The 13,956-nt window shown below is 67.4% G+C and carries 15 protein-coding genes; 10 read left to right on the forward strand and 5 right to left on the reverse strand.

Going from position 1 to position 13,956, the window contains the following annotated elements:
• Window positions 1-3 precede the first annotated feature (3 nt).
• Window positions 4-1,590: an amino acid permease gene (locus LK09_RS15040; RefSeq protein WP_052226833.1), complete on the forward strand. Its 1,587-nt coding sequence runs from the start codon at window positions 4-6 to the stop codon at window positions 1,588-1,590.
• A gap of 74 nt (window positions 1,591-1,664) precedes the next feature.
• Here the strand turns inward: LK09_RS15040 and LK09_RS15045 are convergent, their stop codons facing one another.
• The gene (locus LK09_RS15045; protein ID WP_039401137.1) at window positions 1,665-2,246 is read right to left on the reverse strand and encodes a TetR/AcrR family transcriptional regulator; all 582 of its coding nucleotides are present in this window, start codon (window positions 2,244-2,246) and stop codon (window positions 1,665-1,667) included.
• A gap of 136 nt (window positions 2,247-2,382) precedes the next feature.
• Here LK09_RS15045 and LK09_RS15050 point away from each other — a divergent pair, with 136 nt between their 5' ends.
• The 4 genes from LK09_RS15050 to LK09_RS15065 all read left to right on the forward strand — a co-directional run bounded on the left by LK09_RS15050 (window position 2,383) and on the right by LK09_RS15065 (window position 5,081).
• Window positions 2,383-3,234, forward strand: coding sequence for an alpha/beta hydrolase (locus tag LK09_RS15050; protein WP_039401140.1), 852 nt, complete (start codon window positions 2,383-2,385; stop codon window positions 3,232-3,234).
• A 404-nt stretch (window positions 3,235-3,638) separates the two neighbouring features.
• Window positions 3,639-4,052: a GNAT family N-acetyltransferase gene (locus LK09_RS22230; RefSeq protein ID WP_039401143.1), complete on the forward strand. Its 414-nt coding sequence runs from the start codon at window positions 3,639-3,641 to the stop codon at window positions 4,050-4,052.
• 50 nt (window positions 4,053-4,102) lie between these two features.
• Window positions 4,103-4,345: a hypothetical protein gene (locus LK09_RS15060; RefSeq protein WP_039401145.1), complete on the forward strand. Its 243-nt coding sequence runs from the start codon at window positions 4,103-4,105 to the stop codon at window positions 4,343-4,345.
• A gap of 58 nt (window positions 4,346-4,403) precedes the next feature.
• Entirely contained in the window at window positions 4,404-5,081 is a 678-nt protein-coding gene (locus tag LK09_RS15065; protein WP_197061067.1) for a cation diffusion facilitator family transporter, read from the forward strand.
• Between the two features lie 33 nt (window positions 5,082-5,114).
• On the opposite strand, the gene LK09_RS15070 is transcribed toward LK09_RS15065, so the two are convergent.
• The 3 genes from LK09_RS15070 to LK09_RS15080 form a co-directional block, all read right to left on the reverse strand.
• Window positions 5,115-6,227 carry a carboxylate-amine ligase gene (locus tag LK09_RS15070; RefSeq protein WP_039401149.1) on the reverse strand — a complete coding sequence of 371 codons (1,113 nt, stop codon included), beginning with the start codon at window positions 6,225-6,227 and terminating at the stop codon, window positions 5,115-5,117.
• Between the two features lie 131 nt (window positions 6,228-6,358).
• Complete coding sequence (locus tag LK09_RS15075; RefSeq protein WP_052226835.1) at window positions 6,359-7,900, reverse strand: APC family permease; 1,542 nt, start codon at window positions 7,898-7,900, stop codon at window positions 6,359-6,361.
• A gap of 125 nt (window positions 7,901-8,025) precedes the next feature.
• Complete coding sequence (locus LK09_RS15080; RefSeq protein ID WP_197061069.1) at window positions 8,026-8,931, reverse strand: LysR family transcriptional regulator; 906 nt, start codon at window positions 8,929-8,931, stop codon at window positions 8,026-8,028.
• A gap of 121 nt (window positions 8,932-9,052) precedes the next feature.
• Between LK09_RS15080 and LK09_RS15085 the strand changes: the two genes are divergently transcribed.
• From LK09_RS15085 to LK09_RS15105, 5 genes are read left to right on the forward strand one after another with little or no spacing between them, the layout of a single operon-like run.
• On the forward strand, window positions 9,053-9,550 hold the full coding sequence (locus LK09_RS15085) for a YjbQ family protein (RefSeq protein ID WP_039401152.1): 498 nt from the start codon (window positions 9,053-9,055) through the stop codon (window positions 9,548-9,550).
• Window positions 9,551-9,552: 2 nt separating this feature from the next.
• Window positions 9,553-11,010 carry an FGGY-family carbohydrate kinase gene (locus LK09_RS15090; protein WP_039401155.1) on the forward strand — a complete coding sequence of 486 codons (1,458 nt, stop codon included), beginning with the start codon at window positions 9,553-9,555 and terminating at the stop codon, window positions 11,008-11,010.
• Window positions 11,011-11,023: 13 nt separating this feature from the next.
• Window positions 11,024-11,830 carry a sugar phosphate isomerase/epimerase family protein gene (locus LK09_RS15095; RefSeq protein WP_197061070.1) on the forward strand — a complete coding sequence of 269 codons (807 nt, stop codon included), beginning with the start codon at window positions 11,024-11,026 and terminating at the stop codon, window positions 11,828-11,830.
• Window positions 11,831-11,833: 3 nt separating this feature from the next.
• Window positions 11,834-12,568: a triose-phosphate isomerase gene (locus LK09_RS15100; RefSeq protein WP_269430941.1), complete on the forward strand. Its 735-nt coding sequence runs from the start codon at window positions 11,834-11,836 to the stop codon at window positions 12,566-12,568.
• Entirely contained in the window at window positions 12,565-13,332 is a 768-nt protein-coding gene (locus LK09_RS15105) for an SDR family oxidoreductase (RefSeq protein WP_039401160.1), read from the forward strand. The genes LK09_RS15100 and LK09_RS15105 overlap by 4 nt, the downstream gene beginning before the upstream one ends.
• Window positions 13,333-13,436: 104 nt before the next feature.
• Here LK09_RS15105 and LK09_RS20865 read toward each other — a convergent pair whose 3' ends face one another.
• Entirely contained in the window at window positions 13,437-13,907 is a 471-nt protein-coding gene (locus LK09_RS20865; protein WP_082008294.1) for a DUF1801 domain-containing protein, read from the reverse strand.
• Between the last annotated feature and the right edge of the window lie 49 nt (window positions 13,908-13,956).

A 13,956-nucleotide genomic window follows, 5' to 3' on the forward strand; every position in this document is an offset into this window, starting at 1 on the left:
AACATGTCGGATTCCCACAGCAGCCCACGGCTGGATCCAGAAGACGCGCTCGAGAACGATCGCGAACTCACCGGCGACCGCGCCGCAGCGGCGCAGGACTTCTCGAATGAGGAGGAGGGGTACCACAAGACTCTGCGGCCGCGTCAGATTCAGATGATCGCGATCGGGGGTGCGATCGGCACGGGTCTGTTCCTCGGGGCCGGCGGGCGCCTGGCATCCTCGGGTCCGTCGCTGGTGCTGGTGTATGCGGTGTGCGGGTTCTTCGCGTTCTTGATTCTTCGGGCGCTGGGCGAGCTGGTGCTGCATCGTCCGTCGTCGGGGTCGTTCGTGTCGTATGCGCGGGAGTTCTACGGCGAGAAGATGGCGTACACCGCCGGGTGGTTGTACTTCCTGAACTGGGCGTTCACGTCGATCGTGGATGTCACCGCGGTGGCGTTGTATGTGAAGTTCTGGGCGCCGTACGTGCCGTTCCTGCAGGCGGTGCCGCAGTGGGCGATCGCGTTGGTCGCGCTGATCGTGGTGCTGTCGCTGAACCTGGTGTCGGTGCGGGTGTTCGGGGAGATGGAGTTCTGGTTCGCGCTGATCAAGGTCGCCGCCCTGGTGGTGTTCCTGATCATCGGGATCATCTTCCTGCTGTTCGTCGGGCACACCGACGTCGGTCCGACCGGGCTGACGGTGATCTCCGACAACGGGGGCTGGTTCCCGATGGGCGCGTTCGCGCCGCTGCTGGCGATCAGCGGGGTGGTGTTCGCGTACGCGGCGATCGAACTGGTCGGCACCGCGGCGGGGGAGACCGCGGAGCCGAAGAAGATCATGCCGCGCGCGGTGAACACGGTCGTGATCCGGATCGCGATCTTCTACGTCGGCTCGGTGCTGCTGCTGTCGCTGCTGCTGCCGTACAACACGTATTCCGCGGACGAGTCCCCGTTCGTCACGTTCTTCTCCCACATCGGTTCCCCGCAGGCGGGGGAGGTGTCGGCGTCGATCATGAACTTCGTGGTGCTGACCGCGGCGATGTCGAGCCTGAACGCGGGCCTGTATTCCACGGGTCGTATCCTGCGGTCGATGGCGGTGAACGGGTCGGCGCCGGTGTTCACGATGCGGATGAGTCGCAACGGGGTGCCGTACGGTGGCATCCTGCTCACCTCCTGCATCACCCTGCTCGGGGTGGGGTTGAACGCGGTCGTGCCGCAGCAGGCGTTCGAGATCGTGTTGAACGTGTCCGCGCTGGGCATCATCGGCGGCTGGGCGACCATCATCCTGTGTCAGATGCAACTGCACCGGTGGGCGAACCAGGGCCGCATCCAACGCCCCGCGTTCCGCCTGTTCGGTGCCCCGTTCACCGCGTGGCTGACCCTCGCGTTCCTCGCGTTCGTGCTCGTCACCATGGCGTTCACCCCCACCGGGCGGTGGGTGCTGGCATCCCTGATCGTCATCATCCCGCTGCTGATCATCGGCTGGTACACGTTCCGCGGACGCATCCAGCAAGCCGCCGCCGCCCGCGAAGGACACACCGGAAAGTTCCCCGTCGTCGCCGAACGCCCCGCCACCGAGAACCCGCCGGCCATCTTCCGCAAACGCCGGGAGTGAACCGAACACACCGCGGCCGGACTCACCTCCGGTCGCGGTGTGTCTCGCGGGGGCGATCGGGTCCAGTGCGGGACTCAGGCCTCCAGGCCCGCCGCGCGCGTCGCGGCCGACAGGAACGCGGCGCGCACCCGGTCCCAGCCGTCGAGGTAGCCGCCGACCATCGCGGCGTCTCGCAGCAGCACGAGCTGTGCTGCGACGGCGGCGGGATCGTCCGATCCCGCCGCCTCGGCGAGCCCCTCGAGTTGCGAGCGGAACCAGGCGCGATGCGCGCCGACGGCCGCCCGCACCGGGCTGGACGGGTCCGGGTATTCGGCGGCGGCGTTGATGAAGGGGCAGCCGCGCGTGTGCAGGCGTGCCACGTCTTCGGCGAGTCCTTGGATGACGAGTCCGAGCAGCTTCTCGGGCTCGTCGGTGACCGCGCCGGCGCGCTCGAACGCCTCGCGGATGGTCGCGTCCTCGACCCCGAGGTAGGCGACCACGAGGTCCTCCTTGCTCGGGAAGTGCCGGTAGAAGGTGGCGCGCGTGATGCCCGCCTGGTCGATCACGCGGTCGACGCCGACGGAGTGGATGCCCTCGCGGTAGAAGAGTTCGGTCGCCGCGCGGAGGAGGCGTTCCCGTGCGGCGGACGTCCCGGCGGGAGTGGTGCGAGTAGCCATGACAAGAAGGATAGAACGATCTTTCTCTTTTTGCTTGACATCGGGCGTTTCCACGGGCTACATTTCGAAGCACACGATGTAGAACGATCGTTCTACTTCCCCCGAGGCCCACGGCCATCGACAAGGAGCAGCACGCATGAACCCCGACAACGCACCCACTGGCAAGGTCCCCATCGTCCTCGTGCATGGACTATGGATGACTCCGAAGAGCTGGCACACCTGGGCCGAGTACTTCCGATCCCGAGGGCACGAGGTCATCGTTCCCGGCTGGCCGGGCATCGACGATCGCGAGGTCGACGACATCCGCAGGAATCCCGAGGCGCTGAAGGGCATCGGCATCGCCCAGATCGTCGACCACTACGAGCGGATCATCCGCGCACTGCCGCACAAGCCGATCATCATGGGGCACTCCTTCGGCGGCCTCTTCACCCAGATGCTCGCAGACCGCGACCTCGGCGTGGCGTACGTGGGAGTGACGCCCGGCCAGCCCGCGGGCGTCACCACGCTGCCGCTGTCGACGCTGTGGACCGGCGCTCCCATCCTCAGCAACCCCTTCGGGCGCAACGGCGCGAAGCCGATCTCGAAGTCGCACTTCCACTTCACCTTCGGCAACGACCTCAGCCGGGACGCATCCGACCGCATCTGGGCCGAGTACGCCGTGAACTCCTACAACCGGGTCTTCTTCGAGGGCGTCGCGGCAGCGTTCAACGAGCGAGGGGGCGCGAGCCACGTGGACTATGCGCGGGCCGACCGGGCGCCGCTGCTGATCATCACCGGCGAGAGAGATCATGTGGTGCCGCCCGCGATCGGCCGGGCCATCGTCAAGAAGTACCGCTCGACGGGCAGCCCCGCGATCGTCGAGTACAGGGAGTTCCCGGGCCGCACCCACCGCATCGTGAGCCAGGACGGCTGGCAGGAGGTGGCCGAGTACGCCCTCGACTGGGCGGTCGCTCACGCCGGCACGTCTGCATCGAAGGATGCTCTTTAGGCGCTCGCGACGGAGAGTGTGTTCGCGCGCATCATTTAACACCGATCCGTCAACGGTGAAATCTCATCGAAACAGGTGCAAAAGACAATCGTCCTATTGACGCCCAGAAAGACACCGATCGCGAACAGCACGAGCCGGTCGTTCGAAACCGACCACGGGTGCCACGACGCCCGAATGCCCACGTCGGCGCGGCCGTCGCGTCGCGTCGCGTCCGTGGTGAGAGGGACCGAAGCCGGACGCTGAGGTTCCTTTCCGAGCACCTCCCGATCGATTCGACCAGTGCGTCGCTCGAGACGTCGTTGGGGGGAGGGGCCGACTCGGCGTCCATCACTCGCGTGGCTGAGTCCCGTTCGGGGAGAATCCTCGCCGCGGCTGTCGCATCGAGGACTGCACCTGGTGACGCGATGGGCCTGGGGCATCCGCACGAACGCGCACTGGCGACGGTGATGGCCCGGGAGGTGCTGCACATCAGGGCGATCGCAGTCGCCCCTCCGGTCCAGAGATGCGGGATCGGGAGCAGCCTCATTCGTGAAATCGCGGATGGGGGCCGTGCCTGTAACGCTTCGCTCCTGTCGGTGAGGTTCAGCAGGAGCCGCACCGACGTGGGCGAATTCCTGCGGCTGGCCGGCTTCACCCTCGCGGAGGGCCCGATGCGACTCTTCTTTGCAGACGCCCCGAGCCACCCCGTGGAGCTTGGCGATACGGACATCGGGAGGGTCTGGGGATTTCACGTCCTCCAGCCGAGACGTGTCGCATTGGATATCAAGCCGGTCATCGATGCGACTCGTGGCGAGTCTGGTCCCAATCGCGCGGAGTGAGATGCATTGATCACGTTCCCCACCTGTGGACGGGAGGCGTCATCAGCGGCATGGGGCTCGGCTCGACCTTCACGGGAAACATCCGGCTGCTCGCCGAGCATGTTCCGAACCACGAGCGCGGCGGGCTGTTCGCGGCGATCTACCTCGTCGCATATCTCGCCTTCGGCCTCCCCGTCATCGTGGCGGGGCTGTTCATCTCCGCTCTCGGACTGACGACGATCTCGATCGTCTACGCGGCCGTGATCGCCGTGTCGGCGACGATCGGCCTGGTGCTTCAGATCCGGGTTCGCTAGGGGGCCGCGGACTGTCGGCGGCGCCGAACACCTCGAGCCGTCCGCCTACAGTGGTGTGGTGGATGACGGCATCACGGACGAGTCGCGCTCGCCGGCATCCCGCGCGCCTCGCCGGAGCCAGCGTCGCCGGATCTTGATCGCCCTGGGCCTGAACGCCGCCCTCATCGTCGGGCTCGTCGTCGCCGGCATCCTCGCCGATTCGATCAGCGTGCTCGCGGCCGCGGGGGACACCGTGGCGGACTGTCTCGCCCTCGTCCTCGGGCTTATCGCGATCGCCCTGCGCGACCGGGATCCGGACCATCCCCACGCCCAGCGGCCGATCGCGATCGCGGCCCTCGTGAACGCGGCCCTGCTGCTGATCATGACGATCATCGTCGTGGTCGAGGCGGTGACCCGCCTCGTCGCGGGCCCGCCTCCGGTCGAGGGTCTGCCGATGGTCATCGTCAGCGTGATCACGATGCTGGTGATGCTCGCGGGCGCCTTCGTGCTGGGCCGCTCGGCGGCCGACGAAGACCTGCACATGCGCTCCGTCCTGCTGGACTCGCTCGCGGATGCCGCCACGGCCGGCGCCGTCGCGGTCGCGGGGCTCGTCATCCTCATCACCGGGGGCCTCTTCTGGCTCGACCCCGTGCTGGCACTGGTCGTGGCGGCCGTCATCGCGGTCGCCGCCGTACAGCTGGTCGTGAAGGCGATCGCCGCTCTCCGCGGCGAGAATGTCGACTTCGACGATGACTGAACCGCCACCGGCGCGCTGCCGAACTCGTCGTGCCTAGCCGAGGGGGAGCAGGGTCGGGCTCAGGTCCGTCCTGCGATGCGTGACATCCACCGAGCGGAACATCACGTCGGTGAGGCTGGCCCTCCGGGCGTACGCACTGCGTTGCTGCCGAGCCCCTCCGCCGTCGACCAGCACGCGGCGCAGTCCCGCCTCGACCGACGCCAGGTCGCCGTTGGCCGCCAGCGCGGCCTCGACGTGCCGCAGCAGCGTCTCCACGACGACGTACGCCGCGGCGGAGCCGGAGCCGTCCGGCTTCGGCAGGCGACCGCCGACGCCCGTGAGCGCCGCCTGCCACTCGGCGAGCCGGATGGCGGCCGCGGAGAACGCCGCGGGCGGGATGCCGGCACGCCACTCGGCGCTCGCCGTGTCCGCCAGGGCGCGCACCAGCGCTGCGATCAGCACCGTGTCCCGGGCATCGAGGCAGACATCCGCGACGCGCACTTCGACGGTCGGATTCCGGTGCGAGAGACGCGCATCCAGGTACAGCATCCCGGCGTCCATGATGACGTCCGTCGCGAGGAGCTCCCGCTCGAACGCGTCGTACGCATCGGCCGACCCGAACACCTCGGAAGGGCCGGCACTCTGCCACTGATGCCAGGCGTTGAAGCGGTAGCTGGCGAAACCCGTGTCGAAGCCGTTCGCGAACGGGGAGTTGGCGCTCAGCGCCAGCAGCGTCGGCAGCCAGGTGCGGATGCGGTCCAGCACCGCGACTCCCTCCTCGCGAGACTCGATGCTCACGTGGACGTGGAGGCCGCACACGAGGGTGGTGCGACCCACCTGGCCGTAGCGCTCGATCATCTCGTCGTAGCGAGGATTCCTGGTCGGATGCGGGGTGATCGGAAGAGGCGAGATCGCCAGCGCCACGGCGCGGGCTTTGAATCGTGAGGCCAGGGCATCCACCGCGGCCCGACCCTCGATCACGTCTCGCAACAGCTCGTGCGCCGAGTGCCTCGGCAGCGTTTGGACCTCCACCATCTCCTGCTGGAACTCGGCGGCGACCCGGCTCCCGAGGTCGTGATCCGGCGCGGAGGCGAGCAGCCGCGGGGCCACCGGGACAGGGATGCCGGTGCCATCGTCGATCAGGAGGAGTTCCTCCTCGACCCCCATCGTCCTCACACCACGGAGTATGCGCCGCATCGGTGAACAAACGCTTCAAGATTGCGGAGGTCTTTCCGGAGCCCCGCGGGCGGCATGGGCCGGCGGGAATCGAACCCACCGACCCACGCCGGGACTTCACGTCAGCGGAGTTCCGTAATGGACACGGTCTCCTCGTCGGGGTGCTCGAAGGCGTATCGGGAGCCGGCCTGGCCGTCCTTCAGGCGCTTCCGCAGCGAGACGAGCCACCAGACCAGGGCGATCGACACGATGCCACCGAAGACGTAGGCATTTCCGGCGAACGCGGGAAGGAAGATCAGAGCCGCTTCCACGGCGAGGAACACCACCAGGCTGATGATCAGGATCGGCACCCGTCCGCGACCGAGATCGAACGTTCCAGGCTCGGCTTCCGGGATCCTTCCGTGGGCTGCGGCGATAAGCAGACCGATGGTCTGCAGCACGTAGGTGGTGAAGAAGGCGAGGGTCGCGATTCCGAGGAAGTAGTTGAACGCCTGCTGGCTGATGAGGGCCGACATCAGCAGGAGGACCGAGACGACGCCCAGGGTGATGACCGCCGTCGACGGCGTCTTCCGCTTCGGGGCCACGTGGCGGAGAGCGCGCGAGAACGGCATCATGTTGTCGCGCGAGAGCGAGTACAGCAGGCGGGTGCCGACGAGCACGTTGGACAGCAGGCAGACCAGGATGTTGGTGAGCGCGATCGCCACCACGACTCGTGCGATGATCGGCCCGAGCTGCTGTGTGATGATCGCCTCGATCGGCGCGGACGAGTTCGCGAGCACCGACGGATCCTTGATCGCGAGCGTGTACACGAGGTACATCAGGAACTCGATGATGCACGAGACCGCGAAGGCGTAGAACATCGTGCGCGGGATGACCTTGCGGGCGTTCTTGGTCTCTTCGGCGACGTCCGCGACGGCTTCCACGCCGACGAGACCGAAGAAGGGCCCCAGGGATGCCGCCAGCCACGCGAGGATGTACGGCGTCGTCTGATCCGGGCTCTTGCCGACGAAGAGGGACGAGAACGGCTGCACATTGCCGGGAACGGCGAACATGACGACCGCGATGGCCAGCGTGACGCCGACGGTGACGACGATCTCGAGCCCGACGCCGATGTTGTTGATGAATGTCGCCAGCCGCACCCGATAGGCGTTGATCGCGACGCAGACGATCACCACGCCGACCGCGATGAGAATCTGCTGCTGCTGGGTGATGGTCCATCCCATGACGCTGCCGAGGTAACCGGCGAAGATGTAGCCGAGGCTGGTCATGCCGCTGATCCAGCCGATCAGGGCGCAGAACCCGGTGAACCAGCCGAAGGTCGGCCCGTTGAGACGGCTCGTCCACTGATAGGCGTACCCGGCGAGCGGGATCTTCGCGGCGACGTCGGCGGCGATCAGCGTCCAGAGCAGGAACACGGGGATCGCCAGGAACAGTGTCCAGATGAACGGGGCGCCGGCGTTGAGGTAGCCGGCGGAGAACCCGGTGAACACGGCCGTGGTCGCGCTGATCGTCGAGAATCCGATCGCGAACGACGCGATCTTCCCGACGGACCGATCGAGCTTCTGCTTGTAGCCGAACTCAGCGAGGCGGGCGTCCTCGTCCTCCCCGACGACACGTGGCGGCGGGGTGAGGGATGCCTCCTCGGGGAGGGCTGAATCGACCATGATGCTTCTCCTCGCTTCATTGCTTGCGGAACCAGTGGGTGCTGGTCGCTGAGAACAGTGAACAGAGGACGGGGTGGTGTGCGGAATGTCGAACGTGTGATCTAGCGATAAGCGGAGCTGATCGGTCAGGACTTCTTGGCGGACGGGAGACGACTCAGCATGTGCTCGACCAGGCGCGACGCGGACATGGTGAGTCGCGAGGGCCGCCAGGCGACCGCGGTGTAGCTGATCGGTCGGTCGGTGATCGGCACGAACTGGATGCCGGGGCGGTCGTAGAGTCGCGCGAGCGATGAGGTGGTGAAGCTCAACCCGACTCCGCGGGACACGAGCGTCACCTCGGCCTCGTAGGTCGCCGCCTCCGCAGCGATCATCGGCGGCTTTCCGCCCCGGACGTCTGCGGCGTACCAGTACTCCCGCCAGCCCCCGGCCGACTTCGGCGCGACGATGATCGGCTCGTCGAGCAGTTCCTCGATCCGCAGTTCTGACCGCGTCGCGAGCGGGTGGGATTTCGGCAGGCACGCGACCCACGATTCTTCGGCGACGATCGCCATCTTGGCGTCGGGAACATCGACCGGCGGCCGGAGCAGCGCGATGTCGGATGCGCCCGAAGCGAGACCCGCGGTGGGGTCCGAGAAGTCGTATTCGACGGTCTCGATGCGGATGTCGGGGAACACCCGGTCGGCGCCATCGAGCAACTCGAACATGACATCGGCGCCGGTGCCGATGAGGTACCCGAGCCGGACCGTTCCGTGGTCGACGAGCATCGCGGCCGCCTCCAGCGCGGCATCCACCTCGTGCAGGGCGCGCCGCACGTGCGGGAGCCACTCCCGCCCGGAATCCGTCAGAGCGACCGACTTCGTGTCGCGGTCGAAGAGGCGCGTGCCGAGAGTGCGTTCCAGGCTCTGGATGGCCCCGGACAGGGCGGGCTGCGTGATGAAGAGCACCTCCGCTGCACGCCGGTAGTTGAGCTCGGTCGCGAGTGCCTCGAAGTACCGCATCGATCGCAGACTCACGTCGGGGATCGACGGCATATCTGTCCTCCTCCCACTGATAAGGCCACCCTATTTGGTCATCGCCACTTCGAGCTTCCGCTCGTTTCGAGGCGCTTGCAGACTCGACGAGCACGTCGCGATACCGAAAGAAGGATGCCCCATGGTCAGTCACAGCCGATCGATCACGCTCGAGACCCCCGCCCGTCAGGAGTTCTTCGACGTCACTGCGGATCTGCAGCAATTCGTGCGCGACAGCGGCATCACCGATGGCCTCGTCGTCGCGTACTCGCCGCACACGAGCTGCTGTGTGCTGCTGCAGGAGGAGTCCGAGGACACGACCTATTACGGCACGCAGCTGCTTCTGCAGGACACCCTGAACGTGCTGGCGAAGATCGCTCCGCCCACCCGACACGAGGGGCAGTATCTCCACCCGGGACCGATCCACATCCGGAATGCAGCGAAGCTGCGCGATGAACTGCCCGAGTGGGGCCTCAACACGGACGGTCACATCCTGTCGTCGATTCTGGGGCGCTCGGAGACGATTCCGCTCGTCGGCGGGGAACTCGTCCTCGGCGAGTTCGGACGCGTCTACTTCGGCGACCTGGACTCGGTGCGCCCCCGCACGCGGACCGTCTCCTTCCACATCCTCGGAGCCTGAGCGTGCTCGTCTACGCCGTCGACGTGGGCACCACCAACCTCAAAGTGGTGCTGTACAGCGAGACGCTGGAACGTCTCGCGATCGCGTCGGCACCCGCGCGCTATTCACGCGACGGCGAGCGAGTCGAGTTCGACCCGGCGCTGCTGTTCCGGACCGTGCTCGACCTCATCAATCAGTGCGGGTCGGCCTACGCGAACACAGCGGCCCATCACGCGATCATCTCGGTGACCGGGCAAGCCGAATCTCTGGTCCTCCTCGACCGAGCCGGGGAGCCGGTCCGGCCCGGGATGTCGTGGCTGGACGATCGCGCGACGGCAGAGGCGGATGAGATCGGCGCGGTCTTCGGCGACGGCGAGGCGTTCGCGGTGACCGGCCAGCCCCACCCGTCGGCGACCTGGCCGGCCGCCAAGCTGCGCTGGCTGCGCCACCACGAGCCCGAGACACTGGATCGCACGCACTCGGTCCTGATGATCAAGGACGACCTGCTCCGCCGCCTCACCGGGCACGCCGTCGGCGAGATCACGACTCGGGGTTTCACCTACTTCTGGAACATCCGGAAGGCCGAGTACTGGCACGAGATGGGGGACTTCTGCGGGATCGCACCCGAGGCGCTCCCCGAGGTCCTGCCCGCCGGAAGCGACCTCGGTGCCGTCCTCCCGGAGGTGGGCGAGGCGCTGCCGCCGTCGCGCGGGTATCGCGTGAACGTCGGCGCACTCGACCACTTCTGCGCCATGGCGGGGACCGGCTCCTACGCGCCGAACGTCGTCAGCGAGTCCGCCGGAACGGTGCTGTCGGTGTCTCAGCTGGTCCGCGGATGGACCTTCGAACCCGATCGCCAGGTCTCGTTCCACTCCGGGCTCACCGACGGCGACACTGTGCTCTTCAACGGCGTCGACGGTGGCGGAGCAGCTCTCGAGTGGTTCCGCCTGCAGTCCCTCGCGGGCATGCGGTACGGCGAACTCGAACGGCAGCTCCGTGCCCGGAAGGTCTCCGCCGCGCCGATGTTCATGCCCTACCTCACCGGCGTGAACCCGCCCGACTTCTTCCCGAACGCGAAGGGCGCCTTCGTCGAACTCGACCTCGGCCATGACCGGATCGACATGGCATTCGCCGTGGAGGAGGGAATCGCGCACCTCCTCCGACGCAACATCGACTACCTGACGACGGATCGGGCGAACGGCATCGTCTCGACCGGCGGGGGCGCGGCATCCACCTACTGGAGCCAGCTCAAGGCCGACGTCTGCGGACTCGACCTGCTCGTCCCCGACGAGCAGGAGGCGACCTGCCGAGGGGCAGCCATCCTGGCGCTCGTCGCCGCCGGCGAACTGGGCCGGATCGCGGACGCCCGCCACCTGCATCCGCCGCGGACGAAACTCTTCCAGCCGTCCGGAGACCCCGCTCGCGAAGACCGCTACCGACTGTTCGAACAGTATCTCGACCGCCTCTACGGAGCGCGCTGACATGGAGGACCTGATGAAACTGTGCTGCTCATCCCCGATGGTGCCCGGAGACACCCTCACCGAGAAGGCCGAGCGCCTCAAGACCTGGGGCTACGACGGAATCGCGGTGTTCCAGCCGCTCGAATCGTGGAACGACGAGGTCCGTCGCGAGCTCGCGTCGCTCGAGGCGCGCACCGGTGTGAAACCCGTCGAGTTCGTGCTCGCCGACGACATCTACGGCAAGGCGATGTCCGAGGACCTCGCGGAGCGTGAGGCATGCCGGGCGATGTACCGGCAGGCGGCATCCGTCTGCGCCGAGATCGGTGCGGTCACCGAGATCGAGTACCAGTACGGCGTGCAGGATCCCCTCCCGCTGTTCGACCCGTTCCAGCAACTCGACTCAGACCAGCACAAAGCATTCCTCGCGTTCTACCGGGAGATGCTCGACGTCGTCGCCGGCAGCGACGCGCGCATCCTGCTGGAACCCATCAACCGGTACGAGAGCCGCTACCTGAACCGTGTGAGCGACAACGTGCGTCTCATCGACGAGGTCGCCCACCCGAACGCCGGCCTGCTGCCTGACCTCTTCCACATGTCGATCGAGGAGAGCGACCCCGTGCAGGCGATCTGCGACGCCGGCGACCGGATCGTGCACGTCCACCTCGGCGACAGCAACCGGCTGCTGCCGGGGATGGGACACCTCGACTGGCCCGGCATCTTCGGCGCGCTCCGCGAAATCGGCTACACGGGGTACGTCAACCTCGAGTGCTCCACCGCGGGGGATCCCACCGAGACGCTGCCGGCCAACGCCGCGTTCCTCACCGACCTGATCGGTGCGTGAAGCATGGCCTTCGAGCGTCCGTTCTTCGAAATTGGTCCGAAGAACCATCTGCGGCGCCCAGCACTCGAGCGACTGGCACGAGCAGCCGGCGACGCTGCGCGGGACCATGACATCACAGTGATCCTGACCGTGCCGACGGCCATGATCGCGCCCATCGCGGACCTCGGCACGGGCGTGCACGTCTTCGCCCAGGACATGGCCCTCGACCCGCTCGGCGATTCCTTCGGACGCGTGACGGCCGAGTCACTCGTGGATGCCGGCGCGGTCGGTGTCATGCTCAATCACGACGCCAACCCGCTGACGCCCGTCCAGCTGAGGGCATCCATCCACCGGGCTCGGGATGCCGGCCTGCACACGATCGCCTGCGCGGGCAGTGAAGCAGAGGCGCTGCTGGTCACGGCGGACCACCCCAGCATCGTGCTCTACGAACCGCCGGAACTCATCGGCACGACCGGCAGCGGGCCACGGGAATGGATCGGCCGCGTCACCGCATCCGTGCGCGAAGTGAATCCCGCGGTCCGCGCCATGCACGCCGGTGGCGTCTCGACCCCCGAGATCGCCCGCGCGATCATGGCCGCCGGCGCCGACGGGACCGGCTCCACGAGCGGAATCCTCACAGCGAACGATCCCCTCGAGGCCACCCACCACTTCATCGAAGCGGCCCGCGAGGGATGGAACCTCGCACACGCCACCCCACCGTCCGATACCAAAAACACCATCAGGGAGAAGCAGAAATGAACACCAACCTCAGCGGAAAGACCGCAGTCGTCACCGGCGGGGCGCGCGGCATCGGGCTCGCCGTCGCCCGTTCTCTCGCCGCGGAGGGCATGAACGTCGCCCTCCTCGATCTGCTCGACAACGTCGCCGAAGTCGCGCTGCGCATCGCCGACGAATATGGCGTGCAAGCCGTCGGCCAGCATCTCGACGTGACAGACCAGGACGCCACCGCGGCTGCATTCGAGACCGTGGCCGAGCGGATCGGAACGCCCCAGGTGCTGCTGACCGCGGCGGGCATCGAGATCAACGGTGACTCCATCGACGTCACCGCGCGGGACTGGCGCAAGGTCATCGACGTGAACCTCACCGGCACTTTCTTCTCCGCGCAGGCGTTCGGGCGCGGGCTGCTCGACGCGGGCCTGCCCGGTAGCGCGGTGCTCATCGCCTCGATGTCCGGGCTCATCGTCAACGTGCCGCAGTGGGCCGCCTCCTACAACTCGTCCAAGGCGGCGGTCGCACACCTCGGCAAGTCGCTCGCGGTGGAATGGGCGTCCTCCGACATCCGCGTCAACTCGATCGCACCCGGGTACGTCCTCACCGACCTGACTCGCGCGATCATCGAGCGCGAACCCGAGCTCGAAGCCGACTGGGTCTCCCGCATCCCGCAGGGGCGCATGGCAACCCCGGAAGACCTCACCGGGCTGGTCGTCTTCCTCGCGTCCGACACCTCGAGCTATCTGACCGGCCAGCAGATCGTCATCGACGGCGGATACACGGCCGTGTGAACGGAGATCAGAATGCTCGGAACGCTGACCAACGCGCAGTCGCTGGTGGCGCGGCGACGGACCACGGCACGGTTCGCCGTGTTCCTCCGGTTCGCACGTCGACGCTAAGAGCGCTTCTTCCCTCCGACACCGGGCCTGGACGCGATCTGTGTCATCCACTCCGCGACCTGCCGTTCGTCGAGAGCGTCCAGGGATTCGATCTCGACACCGCGCGTCGCCTTTCCCATCCCGGTGGGTGTGACAGGGGGGACCGGATCGAGCGTCACGCCGTTGATGAACATGAGCTTGACGTGCCCGGCGAAGCCGCCGCAGCTGAAGCACCATCCGTCGCCCACGCCGTAGTACGCCATTCCCCACTTCACCGAGCGCTGAAGACCAGGCAGCGTCCGCGCCGCCAGGGCATCGACCGCCTCGGCGATGCCGCGCTGCGGCTGCGGCAGGCTCGCGATGTACGCGAAGACCGGTTTGTCGCCGACCGCGGCCTTCGCCGGGCTCGCTCGGCCGGTCATCGCTTCGCGCAGCTCGATGCCATCGCCAGCCGGCGACGTGGTTGCACGTTCTGAGTCCGGGTCCACGGGTCCCTCCCTTCTGCCGCCCGTTGCCGGGGGGGGGGGGGGGGGGGGG

It is taken from the genome of Microbacterium mangrovi (assembly GCF_000802305.1).
GTDB classification, from domain to species: domain Bacteria; phylum Actinomycetota; class Actinomycetes; order Actinomycetales; family Microbacteriaceae; genus Microbacterium; species Microbacterium mangrovi.